Origin of the sequence: Rhizobium sp. BT-226 (genome assembly GCF_025847085.2) — a bacterium.
GTDB lineage: Bacteria > Pseudomonadota > Alphaproteobacteria > Rhizobiales > Rhizobiaceae > Rhizobium > Rhizobium sophorae.
This window is the reverse complement of sequence record NZ_JAOYTI010000003.1, coordinates 301,478-326,143: the sequence shown is the minus strand read 5'-3', so window position 1 is coordinate 326,143 and position 24,666 is coordinate 301,478. Positions and strand designations below refer to the sequence as shown.

Genomic DNA, 24,666 nt, shown 5'->3' with positions numbered 1-24,666 from the left:
GGACGGTAATGCTGACCCTTTCTGCGAAATTGAAAACTGCGAGCATCGTTGCGATTGCCGTGGCGTCACTATCGGCCACGCCGGTTCTTGCTGAAGACATCACGCTCTGGACCCTCAACTTCGACAACAATGCTGCCAATACAGCTCTGAAGAAGGTGGCGACAGATTTTGAAGCCGCAAACCCGGGAACGCATGTCGAGATCGTCCAGCGCGCCGTCGACGAGCACAAGACCGCATTGCGCGTCGCTGCCGGCTCCGACAAGGGGCCTGACATTTATTTCAGCTGGGCCGGCCTCGGCCTCGGTGGCGAATATGTGAAGGCCGGTCTGTCCCTGCCCCTCGACAAATACTATGCCGAGTATAAGTGGAGCGACGAATTGTTGCCCTCGGCAGCGGCTTTTGCCGACCTCTACCCCGGCGGCAAGCACGGCGTCCCATTCACCTTCAAGGGTGAGGCCGTCTATTACAACAAGAAGCTTTTCGAACAGGCCGGCATCAAGGAAGAGCCGAAAACCTACGACGAATTCCTTGCCGCGGCCGAGAAGCTGAAGGCTGCAGGCATCCCTGCCTTCACCTTCGGCGGCACGGTCAACTGGCACGTCATGCGCCTCATGGACGTCATCCTTGAAACGAAGTGCGGTGCTGAAAAGCACGATGCGCTGAAGGCGATGACGTTGGACTGGACCAAGGAACCCTGCGCGACGGAATCCTTCGCGGAGTTTGCCAAGTGGACGAAGGACTATACGCTGCAGCCATTCATGGGCATCGACAACAAACAGTCCTACAGCCTCTTCACCGCAGGCCGCGCGGCGATGATGCTCGAAGGCGACTGGCTGGTCAGCCAGCTTAACGGCTCCGGCGCCAATCTCGACGACTACGGCATTTTCCCCTTCCCGACCAACACCGACCGTCTCTACGGTTTCGCCGAGTACAATTACATCAGCACCAAGAGCAAGAGCCCTGACGTAGCGGCGAAGTTCCTCGACTACTTCCTCTCGACGAAGGTCCAGCAGGATCTGCTCGGCCAGTTGAGTTCGACCTCCGTCAACAAGAACGTACAATATGCCAACCAGAAGCCGCTCGAGGCGGAATGGCTGGGGATCTTCCAGAAATACGGCAAAGTGTACATGAACGGCGATCAGGCTTTCCCGCTCGACGTCACGACGGAGTATTTCCGGGTCATCAACGATGTTGCTTCCGGCAACACCGAGCCGGCCGATGCGGCCAAGCAGCTGCAGAGCTTTATCGCAAGCAGAACCTGATTCCTCCCGAGGTGCCAGTCGATCGACCCAGCTGTCGATCGACCGGCACATTCTTTCATCAGCTGGCAGCCGCTTCACTGCCAGGAGGAAAGCATGTCACTTCGACAATCGACACATGATCCGCGCGTACAAGCGCTCATCCTGCTCGTGCCAGCCCTGGCAATCTATGCCGTCTTCGCCCTCTATCCGATGCTCAATGTCGTCATTCTGAGCTTCCAGAAATGGAACGGGCTGGATCCGCAGCGGCAATTTGTAGGGCTTGCAAACTACTCGGCGATTTTCACGAGAGATCCTGTCTTCTGGGTTGCCTTCCGCAATACCGTCATCTGGACCTTGATGAGCCTGATCTTTCCGCCGATGATCGGACTGCTGCTGGCGCTCAGTCTCAATCAGAAGATATTCGGCCGCAACGGCCTCAGGGCCATCTTCTATCTGCCGGTCATCATCGCGCCGATCGCTGTGGCCACAATGTGGAAGTGGATGTACGACCCGTTCTTCGGCCTTTTCAGCCAGCTGCTCACCTCGTGGGGCATGCAGGGCTGGATCAATGACTGGCTGGGCAACAGGGATATCGCCCTCTATTCCGTTTTCGTCGCCTATCTCTGGCAGACGGTCGGCTTCTCGATGGTCCTGTTCCTGGCGGGCCTGCAGAATGTCTCTCAGACGCTCGTCGAGGCAGCGCGCATCGATGGCGCCGGCCGCTGGGCGGTGTTCAAGCATGTGACATTGCCGGCCTTGCGGCCGACGATCACGATCGTTCTCGTCCTTTCCGTCATCTCCTCCCTGAAGGCCTTCGACATCGTCTATGGCCTGACCGGCGGCGGGCCGGCCCAGTCCACCCAGATGCTGGCGCTCTGGGCATTCACGCAAGCGATGCAGATCTTCGATTTCGGACGAGGTGCAGCGATTTCGGTCGTGCTGCTGCTGATCACCATGGCTGTCGTCATTCCCTATCTCAAATGGACCCAGAAGCACGAGGAGGTTGAATCGTGACAGCAGTACCGACCGACCAGACCGCAGTGCATCTGCAGGTCGAACCATCGTCGATGAAGCGGGATCCGATTCTGATCGGCCTCTGGATCACGCTTGTTATCGTGGCGCTCGTCTGGGTCGCGCCATTCGTCTTCATCGTCTTCACCTCCTTGAAGACGCCAGCGGCGGTGACGGGCACGGGCGCCTTCGTGCCGCCAACCGAGCTTGCTTTCGAAAACTACAGCGCCGCATGGAGCCGCGGCAACTTCGCAAACTCCTTCTTCAACAGCGTCATCATAACCGTCATCAAGGTGCCGCTCGGGCTGTTCCTTTCGGCGATGGCCGCCTATGCCCTTGCCAAGATCAAGCTGAAGATCACCAAGGCCCTGCTGCTGCTCGTCGTGTTCGGGACGATGATCCCCTTCCAGGTGATGCTTGCGCCGCTCTTCACCCTGGTCAATTCGTTCGGCCTGATCGACACCTACCCCGGCGTCATCCTGCCCTACATCGCCTTCGGCGTTCCCTATCAGGTTTTTATCCTGCACGGCTTCTTCAAGAGCATTCCCAAGGAGCTGTCGGAAGCAGCGCTGATCGACGGCGCAAACCACTTCATCATCTTCAGACGGATCTTTCTGCCGGTGTGCCTGCCCGTGCTCGCGGCACTGCTCATCCTCGACTTCGTCTCCACCTGGAACGAATTCGCCATGGCGCTGGTGCTGCTCCAGGATCAGCACATGTGGACCCTACCGCTCGGCCTGATGTCGTTTCAGGGGCAGTTCTCGAGCAATTACGGCCAGCTCAATGCGGCCATCGTGATGACCGTCCTGCCGGCAACGATCGTCTATCTCATCTTCCAGCGTTACTTCGTCTCTGGCCTGACCTCCGGTGCCGTCAAAGGCTAGGGCCACGAAAAGCATTTCACGAGGAGAATATTCTATGTCTGATGCAACAGTCGAAAAATGGGGCGTGTTCGAGGCCTCCTTTGATGGACCCTCCGGCGGCAATCCCTATCTCGACGTGGCATTCGATGCCGTGTTCACCCATAAGAGCCGCGAAGTCCGCGTGCCGGGTTTCTATGACGGCAACGGAACCTACCGTATCCGCTTCATGCCGGATAGCGAAGGCGAATGGTCCTTTCTAACCCGTTCCAAGACTGCTGCACTCGACGGCAAGGCCGGCGCATTGACCGCGACCGGGCCTTCGGCCGGCAATCACGGCCCGGTGCGCGTGCGCAACAAATTCCACTTCGCCTATGCGGACGGCACCCCGTTCCTGTCCTTCGGAACGACCTGCTACGCCTGGACGCACCAGCCGCTCGACATGCAGAAGCAGACCCTCGAAACCCTCAAGAAGGCCCGCTTCAACAAGATGCGGATGGGCGTGTTTCCGAAGGATTATCCCTACAATGTCAACGAGCCGCTGCACGCCTGCTTCGAACGCGGGGCGGACGGAAGGGAAGACTTCAACCGCCCGAACCCCGCCTCGTTCCAGCACTTCGAGAAGCAGGTCGCAGCGCTCTGCCAGCTGGGGATCGAAGCCGATATCATCATCTTCCACCCTTATGACCGGTGGGGCTATGCCGACATGTCGGCCGAACAGGATTTTCGCTATGTCGAATATCTGGCCGCTCGTCTCGCCGCCTACCGGAACGTCTGGTGGTCGCTTGCCAATGAATATGATTTTCTCATCGATACGAAGCCGATGGAGCAGTGGGATCGCTACTTCCACATCCTCGAAGAGAACGACCCCTACCAGCACCTGCGCTCCATCCATAATGGCGACGTGACGGCGAATTTCGATCATCGCAAGCCCTGGGTGACGCACACCTGCATTCAAAACCCTGACGTCAAGCGGACGCAGGAATGGCGCGATGCCTACGGCAAGCCTGTCGTCAACGACGAGCCCGAATATGAGGGCGACATCCTGCAGTCATGGGGCAATCTCAATGCGCAGGAGCTCGTGCATCGCTTCTGGATCACGATGGCGCGCGGCGGCTATGCCGGCCATGGCGAAACCTATTCCCATCCGGAGGATCTGATCTGGTGGGCAAAAGGCGGGGAACTGCGCGGCGAAGCGTGGAAGCGCATCGCCTTCCTCCGCGACCTTCTGGAAGCCGATGTCAAGCACGGCCTCGAGCCGCTGGGCATCATCGGCGAATGGCCCTGGTCTCGCGTGTCGGGCGCGCGCGACGGTGACGGCGATTTCCGCCTGATTTATTTCGGCGAGCATCAGCCGGTGATCTGGTCCACGGGCCTGCCCGTCGACGGTGACGATTATGATGTCGATCTCATCGACACATGGGAGATGACGATCACGCCGGTGGAGAAGGTGGCGGCTCCCGTTCCGCATCCGACGCGCCATGGCTCGGTCGTGCGCGGCGGCAAGCCGGACGCTGCCTTCGGCGTGAAAATTCCGCGCAAGCCGTACCAAGCGTTGCGCGTGCGCAGGAAGCGCTAAAAGATGACAAGGGGTACGAAATGTCTGGCTTGAGCATCAGAAACGTCAAGAAATCCTTCGGCACTGTCGATATCATTCATGGTGTCGACGTCGAGATCGCCGACGGTGAATTTACTATTCTCGTCGGCCCCTCCGGCTGCGGCAAGTCGACATTGCTGCGCATGATTGCCGGGCTCGAGGATATCACCGCCGGTCAAATCAGCATTGACGGCCGGGTCGTGAACAATCTGCAGCCGAAGGATCGCGATATCGCGATGGTCTTCCAGAACTATGCTTTGTACCCGCAGATGACGGTTTCCCAGAACATGGGATTTGCGCTCGAGCTCGCCGGAGTCAAGCGGCCGGAAATCGAACAGAAGGTCGGGGAGGCTGCAGCGATTCTCGGATTGCAGCCGCTTCTCGATCGAAAGCCGGCTCAGCTGTCCGGCGGACAGCGGCAGCGCGTCGCCATGGGCCGGGCCATCGTTCGCGATCCGAAAGTCTTTCTCTTCGACGAGCCGCTCTCCAATCTGGATGCGAAACTGCGCGTGAAGATGAGGGCGGAGATCAAGGCTCTGCACCAGCGCCTGAAGACCACGATCGTTTACGTCACCCACGACCAGATCGAAGCCATGACCATGGCCGACAAGATCGTCGTGCTCCACGGCGGCCGCGTCGAACAGATCGGCAGTCCGCTCGAGCTCTATGACCGACCGCGCAATATCTTTGTCGCCGGCTTCCTCGGCTCCCCCGCGATGAACTTTCTTGAGGGAACTCTTGAGGGCGCAGGCAACCCGGCTTTGTCGCTGCCGGGTGGGTCACGCGTAGCGCTTTCGCGGGCTCCAGCCAATTCCGCCAACAGACCGCTGACACTGGGTATTCGTCCCGAAGACATCACCTTCGGTGGCGAAAACGGTGTGGATGCCGTGGTCAAAGTGGTCGAACCCACGGGATCGGAAACCCATGTCGCCGTGGAACTCGACGGCAGGGAGCTGACATGGGTCGTTCGCGAACGGGTCGAACTGCTGCCGGAACAGCCGGTGAAGCTTTCTTTCGAAACGGCCAAGGTTCACTTCTTCGACCGGCAGACGCAGCAGCGCCTGAATGCCTGAATAGGGCCGTCAGCAGGTCTGTCGAACGCGGAACGGGAATTTGACGGCATCGGCAGTTCTTGATGATTCCTCGTCTTCGGAGCGAATTGGTGACTTGTAATCTCTGATCTCGCCGATAGGCTGTTCGTTCAAGACGAGGTAGCCAAGACATGCACATTCGAAGAGCCGTCTCCGCCGACGCGGAGGAGCTGAGCAGTCTTTTGAACGAAATCATCATTGCCGGCGGAACCACCGCACTCGAGACGCCGCTTTTGGCTGCCGAGTTCGCGGACTGGTTCATCGACGGCGAGTTTCCTCTTGCCTGCCATGTTGCAGAGCATGATCAGTCGCTCGTCGGCTTCCAATCGCTCAGCTTATACGGCGACCCGCCGAAAGGCGTTGCCGACATCGCCACCTTTGCCCGCTTGAACCCAAGAACCCCAGGCGTCGGCAGCGCTCTCTTCCCCGCGACCCGAGCCGCAGCGGAAGAGCTCGGGCTCGAATTCATCAATGCGACCATTCGGGCCGACAATGTCAGCGGCCTTGGCTATTACACAAAGATGGGCTTCGAGACCTATGACCGGCTGGTCCAGGTTCCGCTTCAAGATGGAACGCCCGTCGACAGGATCAAGAAGCGTTTCAGAGTGGACGCCAGGCACCACACGATGCCCGACGCCTGAAACCTGTTCGATGGCGCTGCGGGAGTGCTTGGCATCCAAGGACCGGACCGGTTCAGCCTTGCCCAGCGTCGCCTGTTTGAAAAGGACCGACAAGCCGATGCGGCCTCTTTGCAGCTACACTCTGATGTGCGGCAACGAAGTTGAATTTTGCCGGCCTGCGGAATATTAACCTTATGAAGTAACAACGTAGTTTTCCATAACGGAAGAGAACTTACCTTTAGCTTCCGTCACAAGTTCATCCCCTCATGCCTAGCCGTTCGGGGCAGAGACCGATTTGGAGCCGCAAGGACGTAAAAAAGAAACGGATCAAAGCCATGCCGGGAGATTTGCCCATGCCGACTGCGATGTTCACGGCCGACGAACTGGCGGTGATCCGCCGCGCTTACGCCCATCAGGTGGCGGCAACCGCAGCAACGACGAACCCGCGGATCGAAGCTGCCTTTGCCACCGTCCCGCGCGAAAAATTTCTCGGTGCTCCGCCATGGCAGATCGCCAATCTGGGCGGCGGGTATCGTCCCCTCCCCTCCTCCGATTTGGTCCTGGCCTATCAGGACGTGCTATTCGCGCTGCAGTCCGAAAAAGGTGTCAACAACGGCAGTCCCTCGCTGCATGCCCGACTCCTGGCGGAGCTGGACATACAAATCGGCGATCGCATAACCCATATGGGTGCCGGCACCGGCTATTACAGCGCCATTCTTTCGGAGCTTGTCGGCGCCTCCGGTCATGTCTATGCCGTCGAGATGGATCCCGATCTGGCTGCCCACGCTCAAACAGCGCTTGCCGATCGGGCCAATGTCAGCGTCATCAACGCCGACGGCAGTCAATGGCCGCAGCAAGAGGTGGATGCGATCTATGTGAATTTTGCAGTCGCGCGGCCCGCGGAACCCTGGATCGAAAGGCTTCGGCCTGGAGGGCGCCTGGTGCTGCCACTCGGCGTACCGCGCCAGGACCGACCGCCGAAGGGCGGTCGTCACGCATCCCATGGTGCTGCACTTCGGATTGAGCGCGGCGAGAGTGGATTTGCGGCGCGTTGGATCAGCACAGCCTATTTCGTCTGCGCCAATGGTGGATTGTCGATCGATGACAACGAGATCGAGGCGCTGACAGCCGCATTCAGGCGCGGCGGCATCGAGTTCGTCAAAAGCCTGCTCTGGAAAACGGCGCCGCGGATAGGGCGCTGCTGGTATATCGGCGATCAATGGGCGCTCTGTTATGATGACGCCTGAACCATCCACGCCGCGAAAGTCGGCTGCCTAATCTGAGCGAGGAACGAAAGCGATGTGGCGCAGCTCGCCAAAGAGCTCGACGCCATCCTGCCTTTCGATCGACCTGATCCGCTGACGCACTTCTGACCGACGATGCGGCACCACGCTCAAACATCTGACGCAGGAAACATGGGCGGCAACACATCTAAAAGCCCGTTCGGAACTGGGCCATCTCGAAGCCTGTGCAAGCTCGCCACCGGCGCCCTGCCCTATCCAACGCTGGGAAACCTGCTGCTGAAATTTGCCGGTCTTCATCTTTGATGATCGGACCAAGGGCGCTAAGGATCCGAGCAACGGCCACGCTGGCGGGGTCGAGGCGGGATTGAGCGCCGACGGCTTGTTAAATCTGTGGTCCGCATGCGCGGGTTACGGTGCACCGACAGCAGACCTGCTCCTTCCGCAACGCTGACGCGATCCGACCAGGGCATTTGACACATCCTCCTGGAAGGAGCCGCTCAGACCGATGGCAAAAATCAGCAAGCGGCCGCGGCCACACCATAGCTGATCGGCAGCGCCTTGGCCCATGCTCGCCAGGACCGGATCGACACGAATGGAAAATGAGGATTCGTTGCCCGTCCGACGGCGACTGCCGGAATGACAAAAGCCCGGCGCGGGAGAGGTGCGCCGGGCTTCGATAGTGACCGACAGCCTGGGAGGAGGAGTGCTGTCCGTCGGACCGAAGCGGCTCGGAGGGGTTAAGCGCTTCGGTCTGTCACGAGGTAATGTTGCAATGCGGCGAATTCAAGCCTAGTGGCTGCTCGGATGTTGCAGACGAACGCCCAGGCAAATACAATCTCCTCTCGCACACGATCGGCACTGGGCGAAGGGTTGTCCGCGGACAACTTGCCGAGCAGCGATCCCGGCGGAGGTAATTCTCCGACCTTCAGCGAACCGATCTACCCCATCACGAAATGATTGATGCGCGAACCAGGGATCGTACTGCGGGCGCGCCAAGAGCTGGACGTGAACGGCGATTTCCGCAATGATCGACGGCGACCCGCCTTGGACCTGCCTTGTCCAACCCTTCAGCCGATCGACCGCGGCCTCGATTGCCTCCACCTGACTGACGGCCGAATTGGGCGAGAAATCGAACAAGGTGATCGCCATGCTGGCGCCAGTCACCAACGACGGCGACAACAGCGGTCAGCCATCCGCTGCATCATTCGAGGCTTCGGCCTTGGCCTACAAGCCTCTGGAAGACCGACCAATCGACACAGCTTGGACCAGCCAACCGATCGATGCATCGTAAACTGACAGGCTGATGCGTTCGCCGCCGCCACGTGCCGCCCTCTCTACCCTTAGCCGGGGCGCCCGCAGGGCCTCGAAGGACCGGGCTGGCCGCCGGCCCTTCCGATTAACTCAGTTGGTGGAATCAACAGGGCCACCCGATCTGCCGGAGGGCCGTGTTGCCGTTAGTCAGGCAGCTTTTCGTCGAGCGACAGGAACCTCGATTGCCGACCCGTTGAGGGGACGCAAGAGCCGCAAGACGATGGCGTTGCGGCTGCCCGTATCCTAGCCGCATTCTCTTTCGATGCGTAACTGCGGCGCCAACAGCGCGGCAATTTTCCGACTGGACGGCGCTCCGCTCCTCGCCAGACAAGGAGCAGGCTTCGGCATTGCGGACCTGTCGGAACGCTTGAAGCCGAATACGCCACGCCTGTTCGGCAGGGCGTATGAAACCGCTCTTCTAAGATGTCAGGCAGAGCCGTAGCTGCGGCAGCGATAGCTGCGCGAACCCAATTGCTGCGGAACCCGGTTCATGCGCAAACGACCTGGCGGCTACCACGTGGATCATCCGGTTGTCCGCGGACAACGGCATCAGCAGGCAACGTTCGGCCTTGCAGCCAGGGTTTGCGTTCGCCTGGGAGAGATCGCAGGGTCGGCTGCACATCCGCCATGAAGCCGGCGTTTGTGTGGTGGTCGGCCGACAGTACGGCTGCCTCGCTGTCAGCCGGTTCTTTATACGACCGAGCGGAAGAACCTCGCGGAAGGGGAGGGGCCGTCCTTTGATCTTGGAGGATCGGCGGTCACGACCAAATTCTTTTGGCGCATCCACCCGTTACGAAAGGGCGGTCGCTGACATCGACCGACGGGCCGTCAGCGCACCTGACGCAGCGACGACTACCGCCGATCTGCTTGCAGCAGCGAGCCGCGCATGGGGAACGGCAGCGTCGAGCCCGCTTTGTCCTGAGATTGCCGGCCGTAGCACCAGGACCGCGCCATCATGTCAGACGGGCCGCGCCCATCGTCGATGCACGCTATTTGATGACGGGCAGCCCTCGCTGTCAGCCAGTGTGGAGGACCCTGCGTTCATCCCGGCCGATATGTCGGAAGATGTTCCAGCGCCTTGTGAACGGGATGTCGGGCAGCGCTTGCGGTGACGGCCGGGGGAGGGCCGCCCACGGCAAAATAACACCGGGCTACGAACTGGCCGACGTTCGGAGCGGCGCGCGTTGTTTGCCCGCCTCCTCGCCGCGCGGCTGGCTACGCGTGGCCACTTGATCGATCGCGGCGCGTTCCGCCGATTACCGCCCCGCTATCAAACAACCACTGAGGCCACCGAGATCGCGTCCGCGGGCAGGGCAGTGGCTCGGTATCGACGACGCTTTGCATGAGGCGCGCTGAGCGAAAGCAATCGGATCGCAGGGGCAAATCCGGTATTTGCCCGTTGATAACGCAAACGGCTATTGCAGGCCATTGTCACCGGCGCTATTGTTTTGGCGGGCTTGCTGCACAGCGCATCGGCTGGTGCGGGTCGCCGACAGGCGCCGGTATCGAATGGCGGCAGGTGGAATTCAGGTCCAAGTCGCGCTTTCGATATGAGCCGCACGCCAATCTACCGCTTCGCGGCCGCCAAGCCGCCCCACCCGGTAGACCTGTTGAAAAGACCCACACCACAGCGGTAACGAAACTAAAGTCTGGAATTGCTTCCGTAGTAGGATTTTACTGCAGCGATATCAATGACTTATGAACGCAACGGCGGCGCCACTTCCTCGTTCCTATCCCTGCTTCCTGACGCGATTAGAGAAGTGGGCCATCGCGGCCTGCATCAAATGTCCGCAGGAAAGCAACGGCTTGCATCCTTTAGCGGCACCCTGCGTTATCTCCGCACGAGACCGGAGACCAGCTCATGCCTGATGCGCTTCACCTCAAGAGATTCTCCATTGCGGCGACAATGATGGCCGCAGCGATTGGTGCACTTGTGTTGATGCAGGCGACTGAGCGCAGGTCGATCGCCCTGTCTGCGGCTACCGGCCGCACAGGTGACGATCATGGCCGCAGCGCCGGCACGCCCGAGGCTATTCCCTTCAGTGGCCTTCGCGACGTGTTCTGGCGCGTCTTCCACGAGATCCTCGCCGACAGGGTCACGCTGATTGCCGCGGGCGTGACCTTCTATCTGCTGCTGGCGCTGTTTCCAGCCATGGCGGCCTTGGTATCACTCTACGGGCTGGTTGCAGATCCGACCACCATATCCGAACATCTTCGCGAATTGGCCGGCCTCATGCCGTCAGGAGCGTTCGATCTTCTTGCCGATCAGATCAAAGAACTCGTCGATCGGCGCGACGCTACGCTCGGCATCACCTTCTTCGTCGGCCTCGGCATCGCCCTCTGGAGCACGCATAGCGGCACTCTGGCGATCTTCGACGCGATGAACGTCGCCTATGAAGAAGAGGAGAAGCGGGGGCTTGTCCGGTTGAACCTGATCGGCCTCTGCTTCACCTTGTGCGCGATGCTTTTGACGGTCGTCATGGTGGCGCTCGTCGGGGTCATGCCGGTTGTTCTCTCCTATCTCTGGCTCGACCAGTTCAAGGAGCACATGGCGCTTCTCATGCGATGGCCACTGCTTCTACTGGTCGTCGCAGTGGCCGTTACATCGGTCTACCGCTTCGGCCCCAGCCGGGAGCCTGCCAAGCTCCGGTGGATGACATGGGGCGCGGTTCTGACCACGGTCGCCTGGACCGCCATGTCCCTCGGCTTCTCCTACTATCTGGATCACTTCGCCAATTACAACGCGACATACGGCACGCTTGGCGCGCTGATCGGCTTCCTCATCTGGATCTGGCTTTCCGTCGTCATTCTCATCGTCGGAGGGGAGCTGAACGCCGAACTGGAGCATCAGACCGCGAAGGACACGACGACGGGAACGCCGTTGCCGATGGGATCGCGCGGGGCCTATGTCGCGGACACTCTGGGCAAGACTATGAACTGACTGCGATGATTGCTCCTCTCATATGGTTTTGATGTATTCTGCCATTTCTGCAGTCCCGACACAGGAGACGATGATGACCGCCCCGCATCCTTCCAAAACTCATATCGGCAATCATGCCCTGCATCCCGAAACACAGATGCTGAATTACGGCTACGATCCCGAACTCTCGGAAGGGGCGGTCAAGCCACCGGTGTTCCTCACCTCGACCTTCGTGTTCAACACGGCCGAAGATGGCCGCGACTTCTTCGATTATGTGTCTGGCCGCCGCGAGCCGCCCGAAGGGAAGGGGGCGGGCCTCGTCTATTCGCGCTTCAACCATCCGAACAGCGAGATCGTCGAGGACAGGCTCGCCGTCTACGAACGGACGGAAAGCGGCGTGCTGTTTTCATCCGGCATGGCGGCGATCGCCACCACTCTGTTCGCCTTCGTCCGGCCGGGGGACGCGATCCTGCATTCGCAGCCGCTCTACGGGGGAACCGAAACATTGCTGGCAAAGACTTTTCTGAACTTCGGCGTCGCCGCCATTGGATTTGCCGACGGCGTCAGCGAAGGATCGGTGCAAAAGGCGGCAGAAGAGGCGATGGCCAAGGGCCGCGTCTCTGTCATCCTGATCGAGACGCCTGCCAATCCGACCAACAGCCTGGTCGATGTCGCAATGATCCGACGCGTGGCCGACATGATTGGAGCAAGACAGGGCCATATGCCGATCATCGTCTGCGACAACACCCTGCTCGGACCGGTCTTCCAGCGGCCGATCGAGCACGGCGCCGATATCTCGCTCTATTCGCTGACCAAATATGTCGGTGGTCATTCGGATCTGATCGCCGGCGCCGTTCTCGGTCGCAAGGCGGTGATCAAGCAGATCAAGGCCCTGCGCGGCGCGATCGGCACCCAGCTCGATCCACATTCCTGCTGGATGCTCGGCCGTTCGCTGGAAACGCTGCAGCTGCGCATGGAACGGGCAAACAGCAACGCGCGGGCCGTCGCCGACTATCTGCGCGATCACCCGAAGGTCGAGAAGGTCCACTATCTGCCCTACCACGACCCGGAATCGCCGGCCGGCCGGACCTTCATCGCGCAATGCACCGGCGCCGGCTCCACCTTCTCTTTCGACATCCGCGGCGGTCAGCCAGCCTCGTTCAAATTCCTGAACGCGCTACAGATCTTCAAGCTCGCGGTCAGCCTCGGCGGCACGGAATCGCTTGCGAGCCATCCTGCCACCATGACGCATTCCGGCGTGCCCGCCGATGTCCGCCAGCGCATCGGCGTTCTGGAATCGACGATCCGTCTTTCGATCGGCATCGAGCATCCGGACGACCTGATCGCCGACCTGGAACTGGCGCTGCAGGCCGCCTGAGACACGGCGGGGAAATCGATGCCCGGCGCCGCTGGGCATCGAGATTGGCGTCACTTGTCGTCGATCGTCAGTTCCGTCTCGTCGGTGTCCAGCACAAAGACTGCAAGCAGGCGCGCCGGCTTGGTGTCGCTGGCGTTTGCGCTGACGCTGTGGTGATCGCCGGGAAATTCGGCGAAGCTTTCTCCGGCCTTATACGTTTTCACCGGGCCGTCGTTCACCGCGCTGCGGATCGCCCCTTCGAGAACGGTGGCGTAGATGAAGGCCGAATCCGGATGGGTATGGCCGGGCGACAGGCCGCCGGGCTCATATTCCACCATCACAGCCTTCATGCTCTTGCCGGGAACATTGGGAAGCTTCTGGTCGAAAACGACGCTTACCTTCGCTTTCCCACCTCCGGCGTGAGCCTGAGTACCGGCGGCAAGGACAAGGGCGAAGGCCGCTGCCGAGATCATTTTCCTGAGCATGTCTGGTCTCCTCAGTTGATAGAATGGGTCGACAGGCGCAGCTTCGCTGTCAGGCGCTCTTTTTCTGCGGCGGCTGACGGCTGAGCCAATCATCGAAACGGATCTGGCCGAGCCGCGCCTTGGGGCCGGTCACGAGCGAATTGTCCTCGAGTTCGACGCCGAAATAGCGGGCGTGCGGATCGGCGACCACCTGGCGCGGATCGTTCGTCGCCTTGAAGAGACGCGTCACGATGTCTGTGAGGCGGATTTTCTCCGGCCCGCCGATCTCGATCGTGCCGTTGACAGGCAAGGCGAGCGCCACCTCGGCCATGACGTCGGCGACGTCGTCCGAGGCGATCGGCTGCAGATAGGCCGGCGACAGATGCGCCGTCTGGCCCACCGTGTTCGACTGAGCGATGCCGGCCATGAATTCATGAAACTGGGTGGAATGCACGATGGTATAGGGAATGCCGGAGGTCTTGATCAGCTCTTCCTGGGCCATTTTGGCGCGCATGTAACCGCTGCCCTGCAGCCGCTCCATGCCGACGATCGACAGCGCAATGTGATGCTTGACGCCGGCGACGGCCCCTGCCTTGAGCAGATTGCGGCCCGACGTCTGGAAGAATTCCAGGACGGCCTTGTCCTCGAACGAGGGCGAGTTTGCGAGATCGAGCACCACCTCAGCGCCAGCGAGCGCTTCCGCCAGGCCCTTGCCGGTGATCGTGTCGACGCCGGAATTCGGCGAAGCCGCCAATACGTCATGCCCCTTGTTGCGCAATCTTTCCACGGTCTTCGAGCCGATGAGGCCGGTGCCGCCGATAACGACGATTTTCATGGATAGTCTCCTTGTCCTCTACGAGGAGTTTCCTCTGTTGACTTGCCTTACTGATATGACGGCGAGCAGGAATTGCTCGGAGTGCCGAAACCGTGACGGAGCCAAGCGGCTTCGTCAGCCAGAACCGATGGACATGAGAATGCGCTCGATCACGGCTTTGAACCATTCTCCCTCAGTCGCTGTCGCCCTATGCCAAGGTGTAGGGCCGCTCGCCCTGCGGTCGAGCCGTATTGCGGAAACGGAGACGATTCGCGTCATCCGGCATCGCGAGGAACGGAGACAGTGAGGAAGGATATGCCGCGCCGTCTCCGCTCCTCGCAATACCGTCGTCTCGTCAGGAAAGCCTGACAGCCTCGAACAGCGCCGTCAGCCCGATGCCTCCGCCGATGCCGACCATCGCCAAGCCGGTCGCGCCCGGCGCCCATCCGCTGACGTCGCGGATCAGCTGGCTATACAGCCGGGTCACGAGGATTGCACCGGAGGCCCCGAACGGATGGCCCAAGGCAATTGCTCCGCCGTCCCTGTTGATCGCGTCGGCAGGGATAGCGAGCTGGTCCAGCGATGCCAGAACCTGGGCCGCGAAGGCCTCGTTGAATTCGATGGCATTGATGCCGGAGAGCGAGAGCCCGGGTTGACGCTGCAGCAGCTTTCTGGTCGAGGCGACCGGGCCGATGCCGAGCAGGTTGGGATCCACACCGGCAGCGGCGCTGTCGATGAAGGCAAGGCCCTTTTCGATACCGATACTTCTCGCCATTGCGCGGCTCATGACCAGCACCAGGCAGGCGCCGTCGTTCAGCGGGCAAGCATTACCGGCTGTCACCGACCCATCGGCCAGGAAGACCGGCCGGAGGTTTGCGAGCGCCTCAAGAGATGTGGACGGGCGCGGGCACTCGTCCCGTTCGATCAGACCGTGGCCGGTGGAAATGTCGACGATCTCGGACCGAAAGATGCCTGCCTCCGCCGCCGCTACGGCGAGCCTATGGCTGCGCAGGGAGAATTCATCCTGTCTCTGCCGCGATATGCTGAACTGACGGGCGACGTTTTCGGCGGCAATCCCCATTTCCGGGTCGCCGATCGTGTCAGGCGAAAACCGGGCGCGCCCGTAAAATCGCGGTGGCATCCCATTCGCCTTTGGTCTTTCGACGCGCCATGGTGCGGTGCTGACGCTTTCGACGCCGCCGGCCAGGAAGCACGAGCCGGCTTTCGCCTGGATCAGCCGGGCTGCCATGATGATCGCTTCCAGGCCTGAGCCGCATTGCCGATCGATCGAAACACCCGGAACCGCCATCGGCAGACCTGCGGTCAGCGCCGCCAGCCGCGCGATATTTCCGCCGCCGCCGGCGGCATTGCCGACCAGCACGTCGTCGATGCTTTCGGGCGCAATTCCCGTCTCGGACACGATCCGATGGATGATCGGTGCAAGCAGGTCTTCTGCCGCAGCAGTCGACAGCGATCCGAACGCCCGGCCGATCGGCGACCGGTACGCGGCAACCACGACCGGCTGCCAATCCTCGTCAGGCTGATAGGCGTAGGACAAGATCGTCTCCAGAAACCACTGATGTCTCCACTTGCCCCCTCGAGATCTTCCCGCTGCTCGTCATCGGCCAGGATCTTATATGGTAGAATTGTTTGGGGATCTTGTACCTGGCGAGCGAGCTCGCGCAATGATCGGCCAGAATTTTTAGGTCCATCGTCTCTCCCGAGACGACGGCGACGATCCGCTGACCGAAGTAGGCGTCCGGCAGCCCGAAGACAACGGCATCCTCAACGCCGGGGCAGGCTTTGAGCGCGCTTTCGACTTCGGCAGGATAAACGTTGTTGCCGCCTGATATCATCATGCCGCCCGCCCTGCCGATCACCCGCAGCATGCCATTGGCATCGAGTTCGCCGAGATCCCCGACCGTCGCTCCCGCTTCAGTGACCCTGAAGGCCCGACCATCGTCGCCCCAGAGATATCCGTCCGCGATCAGGTCGCTGTCGACGAATATAGTTCCCGCCACATCGGTACCGACGTCGTTTTCGTCGGGGTCGCGGATGGAAATTTCCACGCCGGGATAGGCTTGTCCGACCCGGTCGATCGGAAAATCGATCTCGCCGCCGACAAGGGTCGAGACCGTCATGAAACCAAGCTCGGATGCACCGTAATATTCGCGGATACGGGCATTCGGAAACAGGCAGCGCATGGATTCGACACCGTTCCTGTCAAGCTTTGCGCCGGCGGTGAGAACGTCGCGCAGGGAGGTCAGAGCGGGTTCGCCTGCCCAGGCCCTTGCAATGCCGGCTATATGGGTGGGTACGGCAACCAGCCGTTCGACTTGCCAGGAGGAGAGCGAGCGTGCGACCACGCCCGGATCCCATTTCCGGACCGAATGAAAGGTCCCGCCGGCATCCAAAGCTTCGACCAATGCATAGAGCGCCAGGCCATGCGCGAGGGCTCCGGGGCACATTGTCGAGGGCGCGTCTTCGAGCTCGAAAACGACGCGTCCGCGATCGAGGCTCCGGCGCCATTGCTCCCGCGAGCGATAATAGGCCTTCGGCTCGGCGGTGGTCCCTGAGGTGAAGCCGATCAGAAAGATCTTGTCGGCATCGAGCGGCAGCTCGGCTTCCTTTTCCACCGCGGCGAGGTCGAAAGCCTCCGCTCCGGCAGCGACCACAGGAATGCCGAGTCTTCGGGCAATTTCGGCACTCGGCCCGGCATCGTCGTCGACGATCAGAACGTCAGGCGCCAGGCGCTCGATGATGCGTTTGATCCTTTCCGGCGGCATCATCGGGTCGATGACCGCGCAGGCATTCGGGAAAGCGGTCGCCGCCGCAAAATACTCGGCAAAGCCGATATGATTGCCAAGGCTGAGAGCGACAAGCTTCTCCACACCGGGCAGATCGAGCGTGCGGCGGTTCGAGTGGGGGAGCTCCTGAAGAAACCGATAAATTGCCTTGGCGCGCACATAGAGCTCGCCATAGCTGAGCGAGCGCCCGTCGATCACCAGCGCCGGTTTGTCCGGTGCCTCCGTTGCATGTCGAAGAAGCTGCGCATGGATCGGCATGGACACCCGCTGGTTTGAATGATCGGCCGTCAGCCGGGAGACAGAGCGGCCCTGGTCACTTCGGGGATGGGCGTCGGGCGGCTGTCGGAGAGGCCGACGCAGACCCAGACGAAATGTGCCGATGCGCAATGGGCGCCATCGCGCTGGCGAAAGAGTTCTATGGCAAAGGACAGACTCGTGCGCCCGATTTTCTCCACGTCCACCTTTGCCTCGACAACATCGTCAAGGTCGATCGGGCTGTGAAAGGTGATCTCCGCCTTCTTCACGTGATAGGCAACGCCGGAGGAGGTGTGACGGAAATGGCTGAGAATTTGCCGTTGCCGCAGGAACTCGACGACCGCATCCTCGCAATAGTCGAGATAACGGGAATTGTGGACGTGACCATAGATGTCGATGTCTCGCATCGAGACCCGGAACGATGCTAAAGGCCTGTCGTCAACGCTCATTCGATCACCAATTCGACGGGGTGATCTAACCGCAGTGTGTGGGGGATGCAATGCAATATCAGGCGGTAGTGCGAAAATTCGGCCCGGCCCAGGACGTCGTTGAGCTCGAGCAGGCCGCGCTGGCGCCGCTGCAGCACGACCAGGTCCGGGTGCGCCTGCTGGCGCGGTCGATCAATCCCTCCGACATCATAACCATATCAGGAGCCTATAGCGGACGCACGACATTACCCTTCATTCCCGGCTTCGAAGCATTCGGAGTGGTCGAACAGTGCGGTGAAGAGGTTAATGGACTTTCCCCCGGGACACGCGTGCTGCCGGTGCGCAGCGCCGGCGGGTGGCAGGAATTCAAAGATACCGATCCCGGCTGGTGCCTTCGTGTTCCGGACGAGCTCACCGACTTCGAGGCTGCGACGAGCTACGTCAATCCGATGACGGCCTGGTTGATGCTGCATGCCAAGATCGGGCTGAGGCCGGGCATGCGCATCGCCATCAATGCCGCCGCCTCTTCGATCGGAGCGATATTGATCGGTCTCGCCAATGCCGGAGGGGTGGAGCCGGTGGCGATCATCCGCAGCGAGCAATCGCTTGAGCGCGTGCGCGGCCGGATCGAGGCGGTTATTATCGATAGGGCGGACGGTGATCTGGCCGCAGGGCTTGCCGGCCGACACGGGCTCGACGCAGTGCTCGATTGCGTCGGCGGCGCGTGCGCCTCCGTCCTCGCCGACGCGCTGAAACCCGGCGGGCATTTCGTGCATTACGGACTGCTTTCGGGCCAGAGCATTCCGGCCTCCTTCTGGGCCTCCCATCCCGATATCGCCTTTTCCTATTGTCATCTCCGGGAATGGGTCCATGCCGAAGCGATGAGCGAGGTCCAGCGCGCCTATTCGGAGATCGCTGCGCAGATCGCTTCGAAGGTCATCGCGACCGAGGTGCGGGAGGTGTTTCCTCTGGAAAGGATCGGCCAGGCGCTGCAAGCCGCCCTTCCGTTCCGGACGGGCGGCAAGGTGCTGATCGCCTGATGGTGCAGCATCCGCCTCCTCCTTCGAGGCCCCTTGCGGGACGTACAAGGATGACGCTCTCTTGAGTGGCGCGCGGCCTCTCCAGCGCCTCTCATTTGGGCGCGGTATCCTCCCAGGACCCCTCATCGTGAGGTGCGCAGGCCAAAGGCCGGAGCCTCGAAGGACGTGCTCCGGCGCTGCTCCTTGCTCTCTCAAACTCCGCGCTAAGTGGTTTCGTATCGCCGACGCGCGCTGTTGATGGCCGCATGGTTTTGCTCGGCCCATCCGACCAGGGCTTTCATCGGGATGAGGAAGGATTGCCCCAGCTCCGTCAGTTCATATTCCACGCGCGGCGGAACCTCGGGATAGACGGTGCGCCTGATGAAGCCGTCCTGCTCCAGATGCCGCAGCGTCTTGGAGAGCATCTGTTTCGAGATGTCACCGATCTCACGCAGCAACTGGTTGAAGCGCTTCTTCTCGTCTTCCAACGCCTCGAGGGTGAGCAGGCTCCATTGATCGCCGATGCGATCGAGCACGCCTCTGACCGGGCATCCCGCCCCGTGCTTACCTGCTTCCTCGGTTATGGCTTCCTCCTTTTGGGTCATCGCCCGCTGACCTTGCCACCAAAACCTGCCTTCTTGCTCGGCATGTCCAGGTTTCATAGACCAAATCTCATAGTCTGTTTCTTAGACTAGATCGCCGATCCATACCAAGGAGCTTGATGCATGGGATTTCAATCGCTTTTCGCACTCGCCATTCTGGCGGGCATCGCCGTGCCTTCAGGCGCTTTTGCTGCAACGGCTGCGCAGGATTTGAAGGCTGAGGAAGCCAACCGGAAACTGGTGGTGGAGTTCTACGACCGCTTCTTCAACAAGCACGATATCGAGGCCGCCTCCGTCGTCGCCGACGACTACCGGCAGCACAATCCCCAGGTTCCCGATGGGAAGAAGCCTTTGATTTCCTTCTTCACCGGGTTCTTCAAGGACAATGCCCAATCGAAGGCCGAGATCGTCCGTAGCGCCGCCGATGGCGATCTCGTCTGGCTGCATGTGCACGCGACGAACGGCGCCGACGACCGCGGCCAGGCGATCGTCGATATTTTTCGCGTCAAGGACGGCAAGATCGTCGAGCACTGGGACGTGATCCAGGCCGTTCCGAAAGAGGCGGCAAACAAGAATACCATGTTCTGAGTTGGGTGGGGCCGGCTTCCTAGCTGGCCCCATTATCGGCGCTGCGCGCTTGGTTCAGCCGTCTCTCTCGTTGCTGCCGATTTCCGCCGCACTGCTCGCTCAACATTTGCCGATGGCCTAACGCCTATACGCCAAAATGGCTGGCGCCATAATCGATCCGCATCAATCGATCCGAGGACGCTCCGATTTCGGCGTTGCCAGCCCGTGTTTGGTAAGCTCCAGGGTCAGGATGCGGGTTTCGAGAAGGTTGAAGATGCGCAGGATGGCCTCGATCGCATCGAATGGCTTCGTCAGAAAATCCTTCGCGCCAAGCGAAAGTGCGCGCCGGCGCGTCGGCAAGGTGGCATCGGCGGTCAGAACCAGGATCGGCAGATAGCTGTTTTCAGGAATAAGCCTTGCGAAGGTCTCCAGAAGAGCGAAGCCATCGAGATCGGGCATCATCAGGTCGAGGAGAACGAGATCCACCGGATGTTCGCGAAAGAGCCGCAACGCCTCGCGTGGCTCGGTGGTGCTGACGAGTTCCTTGAAGCCTTCGCGTTTGAGAATGCGCTCCAGCAGCGAAACATTTGCGGGCTCGTCGTCGACGATCAGGATCGTCGATCGTCGCACGATATCGGTGGGGTCTGTCATGGGTCAAACATATCGTCAAAGGCGTTGAGGATATCAAGCGCGCAATCAAATCATAGGCGACGTCTTCTATGGCGAACTTTCGACGGCGAGGCCTCGTCTTCGGGTTTCCTGTGCCGCCGCGGGCGGGCGCGGCAAATCGACGTAGAAGATGGCGCCACCTTCCGGACGGTTGCTGAAGCCGAGCGCGCCGCCCATGGCGTCGATCAGATGCCGTGACAGCGCGAGCCCGAGACCAGTCCCTTCTTGACCGATGCGTTCGGCTCCCAGCCGATCGAATGGGGTGAAGAGCCGGGAAACGCGTTCCGCCGGGATGCCGGGGCCGGTATCGCTGACTTCGATCCGAATAATGTCGTCGCCAATCTCGCGGTGGCTGACGGTCACGCTTCCCAAGTGATGATTGTATTTCACCGCATTGGAGAGAAGATTTAGGAACACCTGGAGGAGACGCCGCCGGTCAGCCAGAACCACGAGATCCCGCTCGGGCTCGACGACTTCTATCCGGATTTGCTGCTTGCCGCAGAGCGGCCTCGCAAGCGACGCCGCTTCATCGATTACATCAGCGACGCGTTGCGGTTCGATGGCAAGATCCATGCGCCCGGCCTCGATCCTCGCCATGTCGAGAACCTCGTCGATCAGGCTGAGCAAATGCCGGCCGGCCCTCAAGATCTGCGCGACGCTCTCCCGGGACTCGGTATCGGTGACGTCCATTTCCAGAAGCTGCGCGAAACCGAGCACGGCATTCAGCGGCGTGCGCAGCTCGTGGCTCATGCGCGACAGGAACTCGCTCTTGGCGTTGCTCGCGCGGATCGCATCCTCACGGGCGGCAAGCAGGGCCACTTCGATTTGCTTGCGCTCGGTAATATCGCGCGTGATCTTGGAAAAGCCGCGCAACCGGCCCGTCTCGTCATGGAGTGCGGTCACGACGACGTGCGACCAGAATTGCGACCCGTCCTTGCGAACGCGCCAGCCTTCCGCTTCGGTGCGTCCGTGAAGAGCTGCTTTGGCAAGCTCTTGTGCCGGAAATGTGTCCCTGGTTTCCATGGGATAGAAGCGGGAAAAATGCTGCCCGACGATCTCCTCGGCGTCATAACCAGTGATCCGCTGGGCGCCGGCATTCCAGCTTATCACCCGCCCTGCAACATCGAGCCCGAAGATGCCGTAGTCGCTGACGCCTTCGACCAGTTGCCGGAAGCGCTCCTCGCTCTCGGTCAGATCGGCCTCGCGCCTTTTCAGAAGGACGCTCGCATCTTCGAGCGCCTGTCCGAGACCGCCGAGCTCATCGCGGAAAGGGTCCGCCACCGTCACGACTTCGCCTTGCGCCAGCCGATGCGCCTCAGCTTTGAGCGCATGCACACGGCGGACAATGCTTGCTGAAAACAGGAAGACGGCGACAAGCGCGCCGGCAAAACCAAGAAAACCAGCGGCGATCATCAGGCTTCGGGACAGAGTGCGAACCCGGTCCGCGGCCTCGGTCCTCGCATGAAGGAGATCCGCCTCCCGCCGGCTCATCGCGTCGATCTCCTGTCTCAGCACGTCGAGGACCTGCTTGCCCTCGATGAGCTTGGCCGCAAGGTCCTGGCGTCCGCCGGCGCGCAGGATATCGGCCTGTTTCAGGAGCTGGAGACGGTCGACTTTCGCTGCGACCAGGCTGCGAATGCGTTCGAGGCGGCTCTTCTGCTCTTCATCCCGCAATCGCCGGCCGACCTCGTCGAGCACGACGGGCAACCGGTCCTCCGCCCGGTTGAACGGATCGAGAAAATCGGCCCTGCCGGTCAGGAGATAACCGCGCATCGCCGTCGCCGCTTCCGCGATCAGGGCATGGATTTCCTGAATGCCCGACTGGATCTCCAGCGTCACCCGCACCTGATCCTCTGCGATCCGACTTTGCCGGTCGGCAACGAAGACCGAGGCCAGAGCGGCAAGCAGCAGCGCCAGCGGCACCATGATGATGACGATGCCCTTCGCCCTCAGCGGCAGATCGGCGAAACGCAGGGTCATAGCTCTTCTTCGCTGGATGTTGCAACGAGCCCGCCGCGAACGGCCATGACCGCGGCCTGCGTCCGGTCGCCGGCGCCGAGCTTGCCGATGATGCGCTCGACATGGATCTTTACGGTACCGGGCGAGATCTTCAAGGCCCGGCCGATCTCCTTGTTGGTCAGGCCCTCGGCCACCTTGGTCAGCACCTCGCGCTCCCGGATCGTCAGCGTCTCCAAGCCGCTGCTGTTGGTCTGCGGCTTGGTGGCGGCGCGGCGCAACAGCCTGGCGACGAGAGGGCCATCGAAGAAGGCGTCACCCAGAAGGACGCGGCGGATCGTGCGCAGAATGTCGTCGCGGCTCGCATCCTTCAGCAGATAGCCAGTGGCGCCGGCCTCGATCGCCGCTTCCAGGTAATCGAGGCTGTCATGCATCGTGATGATCATGACGCGTGTGCTGGGCGAGACGCGCCGGATCTCCCGCGTCGCAGTGAGGCCATCCATACGCGGCATGCGGATATCGAGCAGCGCCAGATCCGGCTTGTGGTGAGCTGCGGCTTCCACCGCTTCCTCGCCGTCGCGCACATCTAAGGCGACATGGAAATCGTCCTGGCCGCCGATCATGGCGATGAGGCCGGCGCGGGCGATGTCATGATCGTCGGCAACGAGAATGGAGGCGCTCATCCTGATGTCATCTCCTGCTGAAGGGGGGCGACGGCACGGACATGGGTCCCGCCCGAAGACTCGGCCCCGATTTCGAAGCGTCCACCGAGCAGCGCCAGCCGCTCGCGCATGCCTGCGATGCCGAGCCGGGCTCCCCGCACCTGAACCGGGGGAGGGCGCTCCTCGCCGATGCCCTTTCCATCGTCGATTACTTCGAGATGGGCTTGCCCCGCGCCGTCTTCGAAGAGACGCACGATGAGCCGGCCGGCCTCGGCGTGCTTGATCACATTGGTGATCGCTTCCTGGGCGACGCGATAGAAGATGATCCCGGTCGATGCCGGCCAGCGGTCGGCACTGGCATCGAGATCGGCGATCACTTCCATGCCGTCAATCGCATCGAGGCGGGTGCGCAGCGCCGCGGCGACACCGAGATCGTCGAGCTCGGGCGGACGAAGATCGGCGATGGCAGCACGAAGATCGGCGACGGAACGGCGCGCCAGCGCTGCAAGTTGGTCGATCTCAGGCTTCAGCGCATGCATTTCGCCAATCCGGGCCGAAAGATCCTGCAGGCGGTAGCTGAGGCCGGCGGCAAGCTGCGCCGAGCCGTCGTGCAGATCGAGCGCCACCCGCTGCCGCTCCTGCTCCTGCGCCTGGATCAGTTGCGCGACGAGGGCCGCGAGTTCGCTGCGCTGCCGCTGGAGATCGCCGAGAAGCGCCTGATTTTCCGCCGCCTGCCGATTGAGATTGTAGGCGTCGGCGAGCTGCCCCGCCACCACCTCCAATGTCTGCCGGTCGTCGGCATCGATGGCGCGCCCTCTCGACGGACCCATCAGCGTCAGGCAGAGACCGGAGCCGTCTTGCGAGGTGAACAAGATGCTGTCGCTTCCGGGGCTCGTCGACTTGCCGACCGTCAGCTGCACAGGCAGCTCTTCCCGCGAGGACGGGAAAACGAGGTCGGCAAAGGATGCTCCCGAGAAATCGGCGAGACGTGACAGAACCTCCAGGGAAGCCGCTTCGAAAGTTCGTGCGTCAAGGAGATTTCGCGCCTCGATGATGAAGCGCAGACGAGCCGCGCGCGCTTCCGCTGCCCGGTATAGAGCCTTCAATTCCGCTACGTTCAGCGAATGCGCCGCGCCTGTATCGTGGTTCATGCCTGACGGGACTGCTCCGA

The 24,666-nt window shown here is 61.3% G+C and carries 22 protein-coding genes; 12 read left to right on the top strand and 10 right to left on the bottom strand.

What is annotated here, in order from left to right:
* Positions 1–8: 8 nt before the first annotated feature.
* From OIU37_RS21025 to OIU37_RS20980, 10 genes are all read left to right on the top strand, one after another.
* Entirely contained in the window at positions 9–1,262 is a 1,254-nt protein-coding gene (locus tag OIU37_RS21025) for an ABC transporter substrate-binding protein (protein ID WP_264258590.1), read from the top strand.
* 93 nt (positions 1,263–1,355) lie between these two features.
* A complete protein-coding gene (locus OIU37_RS21020) occupies positions 1,356–2,255 on the top strand; it encodes a carbohydrate ABC transporter permease (RefSeq protein WP_171603332.1) in 900 nt (299 codons plus the stop codon).
* Positions 2,252–3,136, top strand: a complete 885-nt coding sequence (locus OIU37_RS21015; RefSeq protein WP_171603331.1) for a carbohydrate ABC transporter permease — start codon at positions 2,252–2,254, stop codon at positions 3,134–3,136. Before OIU37_RS21020 ends, OIU37_RS21015 begins: the two co-directional genes overlap by 4 nt.
* A 34-nt stretch (positions 3,137–3,170) precedes the next feature.
* Entirely contained in the window at positions 3,171–4,691 is a 1,521-nt protein-coding gene (locus OIU37_RS21010) for a DUF5060 domain-containing protein (protein ID WP_182207950.1), read from the top strand.
* A gap of 20 nt (positions 4,692–4,711) precedes the next feature.
* On the top strand, positions 4,712–5,782 hold the full coding sequence (locus tag OIU37_RS21005) for an ABC transporter ATP-binding protein (protein ID WP_182207948.1): 1,071 nt from the start codon (positions 4,712–4,714) through the stop codon (positions 5,780–5,782).
* A 149-nt stretch (positions 5,783–5,931) separates the two neighbouring features.
* Positions 5,932–6,441 (top strand): GNAT family N-acetyltransferase, encoded by a 510-nt coding sequence (locus tag OIU37_RS21000; protein ID WP_264258589.1) that lies wholly within the window; start codon positions 5,932–5,934, stop codon positions 6,439–6,441.
* A gap of 314 nt (positions 6,442–6,755) precedes the next feature.
* Positions 6,756–7,667 (top strand): protein-L-isoaspartate O-methyltransferase, encoded by a 912-nt coding sequence (locus OIU37_RS20995; RefSeq protein ID WP_171603327.1) that lies wholly within the window; start codon positions 6,756–6,758, stop codon positions 7,665–7,667.
* A gap of 1,114 nt (positions 7,668–8,781) precedes the next feature.
* Positions 8,782–8,955 carry a hypothetical protein gene (locus OIU37_RS20990; protein ID WP_171603326.1) on the top strand — a complete coding sequence of 58 codons (174 nt, stop codon included), beginning with the start codon at positions 8,782–8,784 and terminating at the stop codon, positions 8,953–8,955.
* A 1,881-nt stretch (positions 8,956–10,836) separates the two neighbouring features.
* On the top strand, positions 10,837–11,916 hold the full coding sequence (locus OIU37_RS20985; RefSeq protein WP_264258588.1) for a YihY/virulence factor BrkB family protein: 1,080 nt from the start codon (positions 10,837–10,839) through the stop codon (positions 11,914–11,916).
* A gap of 73 nt (positions 11,917–11,989) precedes the next feature.
* Positions 11,990–13,273 carry a cystathionine gamma-synthase family protein gene (locus tag OIU37_RS20980; RefSeq protein WP_264258587.1) on the top strand — a complete coding sequence of 428 codons (1,284 nt, stop codon included), beginning with the start codon at positions 11,990–11,992 and terminating at the stop codon, positions 13,271–13,273.
* Positions 13,274–13,323: 50 nt separating this feature from the next.
* Here OIU37_RS20980 and OIU37_RS20975 read toward each other — a convergent pair whose 3' ends face one another.
* The 5 genes from OIU37_RS20975 to OIU37_RS20955 form a co-directional block, all read right to left on the bottom strand.
* The gene (locus tag OIU37_RS20975) at positions 13,324–13,737 is read right to left on the bottom strand and encodes a cupin domain-containing protein (protein WP_138330791.1); all 414 of its coding nucleotides are present in this window, start codon (positions 13,735–13,737) and stop codon (positions 13,324–13,326) included.
* Positions 13,738–13,786: 49 nt separating this feature from the next.
* A complete protein-coding gene (locus OIU37_RS20970; RefSeq protein ID WP_264258586.1) occupies positions 13,787–14,551 on the bottom strand; it encodes an SDR family oxidoreductase in 765 nt (254 codons plus the stop codon).
* Positions 14,552–14,885: 334 nt separating this feature from the next.
* Entirely contained in the window at positions 14,886–16,088 is a 1,203-nt protein-coding gene (locus OIU37_RS20965) for a thiolase family protein (RefSeq protein ID WP_264258585.1), read from the bottom strand.
* Positions 16,066–17,595 (bottom strand): class I adenylate-forming enzyme family protein, encoded by a 1,530-nt coding sequence (locus OIU37_RS20960; RefSeq protein WP_264258584.1) that lies wholly within the window; start codon positions 17,593–17,595, stop codon positions 16,066–16,068. The genes OIU37_RS20965 and OIU37_RS20960 overlap by 23 nt, the downstream gene beginning before the upstream one ends.
* A 29-nt stretch (positions 17,596–17,624) precedes the next feature.
* On the bottom strand, positions 17,625–18,041 hold the full coding sequence (locus OIU37_RS20955; RefSeq protein ID WP_171603320.1) for a thioesterase family protein: 417 nt from the start codon (positions 18,039–18,041) through the stop codon (positions 17,625–17,627).
* Positions 18,042–18,091: 50 nt separating this feature from the next.
* Between OIU37_RS20955 and OIU37_RS20950 the strand changes: the two genes are divergently transcribed.
* Complete coding sequence (locus OIU37_RS20950) at positions 18,092–19,060, top strand: zinc-dependent alcohol dehydrogenase family protein (protein ID WP_264258583.1); 969 nt, start codon at positions 18,092–18,094, stop codon at positions 19,058–19,060.
* A gap of 203 nt (positions 19,061–19,263) precedes the next feature.
* Here OIU37_RS20950 and OIU37_RS20945 read toward each other — a convergent pair whose 3' ends face one another.
* On the bottom strand, positions 19,264–19,644 hold the full coding sequence (locus OIU37_RS20945) for a helix-turn-helix domain-containing protein (protein WP_264258888.1): 381 nt from the start codon (positions 19,642–19,644) through the stop codon (positions 19,264–19,266).
* 120 nt (positions 19,645–19,764) lie between these two features.
* Between OIU37_RS20945 and OIU37_RS20940 the strand changes: the two genes are divergently transcribed.
* Positions 19,765–20,229, top strand: coding sequence for a nuclear transport factor 2 family protein (locus OIU37_RS20940; RefSeq protein WP_264258582.1), 465 nt, complete (start codon positions 19,765–19,767; stop codon positions 20,227–20,229).
* A 162-nt stretch (positions 20,230–20,391) separates the two neighbouring features.
* Here OIU37_RS20940 and OIU37_RS20935 read toward each other — a convergent pair whose 3' ends face one another.
* The 4 genes from OIU37_RS20935 to OIU37_RS20920 form a co-directional block, all read right to left on the bottom strand.
* Positions 20,392–20,859 carry a response regulator gene (locus OIU37_RS20935; RefSeq protein ID WP_180695800.1) on the bottom strand — a complete coding sequence of 156 codons (468 nt, stop codon included), beginning with the start codon at positions 20,857–20,859 and terminating at the stop codon, positions 20,392–20,394.
* A 66-nt stretch (positions 20,860–20,925) separates the two neighbouring features.
* Positions 20,926–22,857 (bottom strand): ATP-binding protein, encoded by a 1,932-nt coding sequence (locus OIU37_RS20930; protein ID WP_264258581.1) that lies wholly within the window; start codon positions 22,855–22,857, stop codon positions 20,926–20,928.
* Positions 22,854–23,516 carry a response regulator transcription factor gene (locus OIU37_RS20925; RefSeq protein WP_264258580.1) on the bottom strand — a complete coding sequence of 221 codons (663 nt, stop codon included), beginning with the start codon at positions 23,514–23,516 and terminating at the stop codon, positions 22,854–22,856. Before OIU37_RS20925 ends, OIU37_RS20930 begins: the two co-directional genes overlap by 4 nt.
* A complete protein-coding gene (locus tag OIU37_RS20920; RefSeq protein ID WP_264258579.1) occupies positions 23,513–24,646 on the bottom strand; it encodes a sensor histidine kinase in 1,134 nt (377 codons plus the stop codon). The genes OIU37_RS20925 and OIU37_RS20920 overlap by 4 nt, the downstream gene beginning before the upstream one ends.
* Between the last annotated feature and the right edge of the window lie 20 nt (positions 24,647–24,666).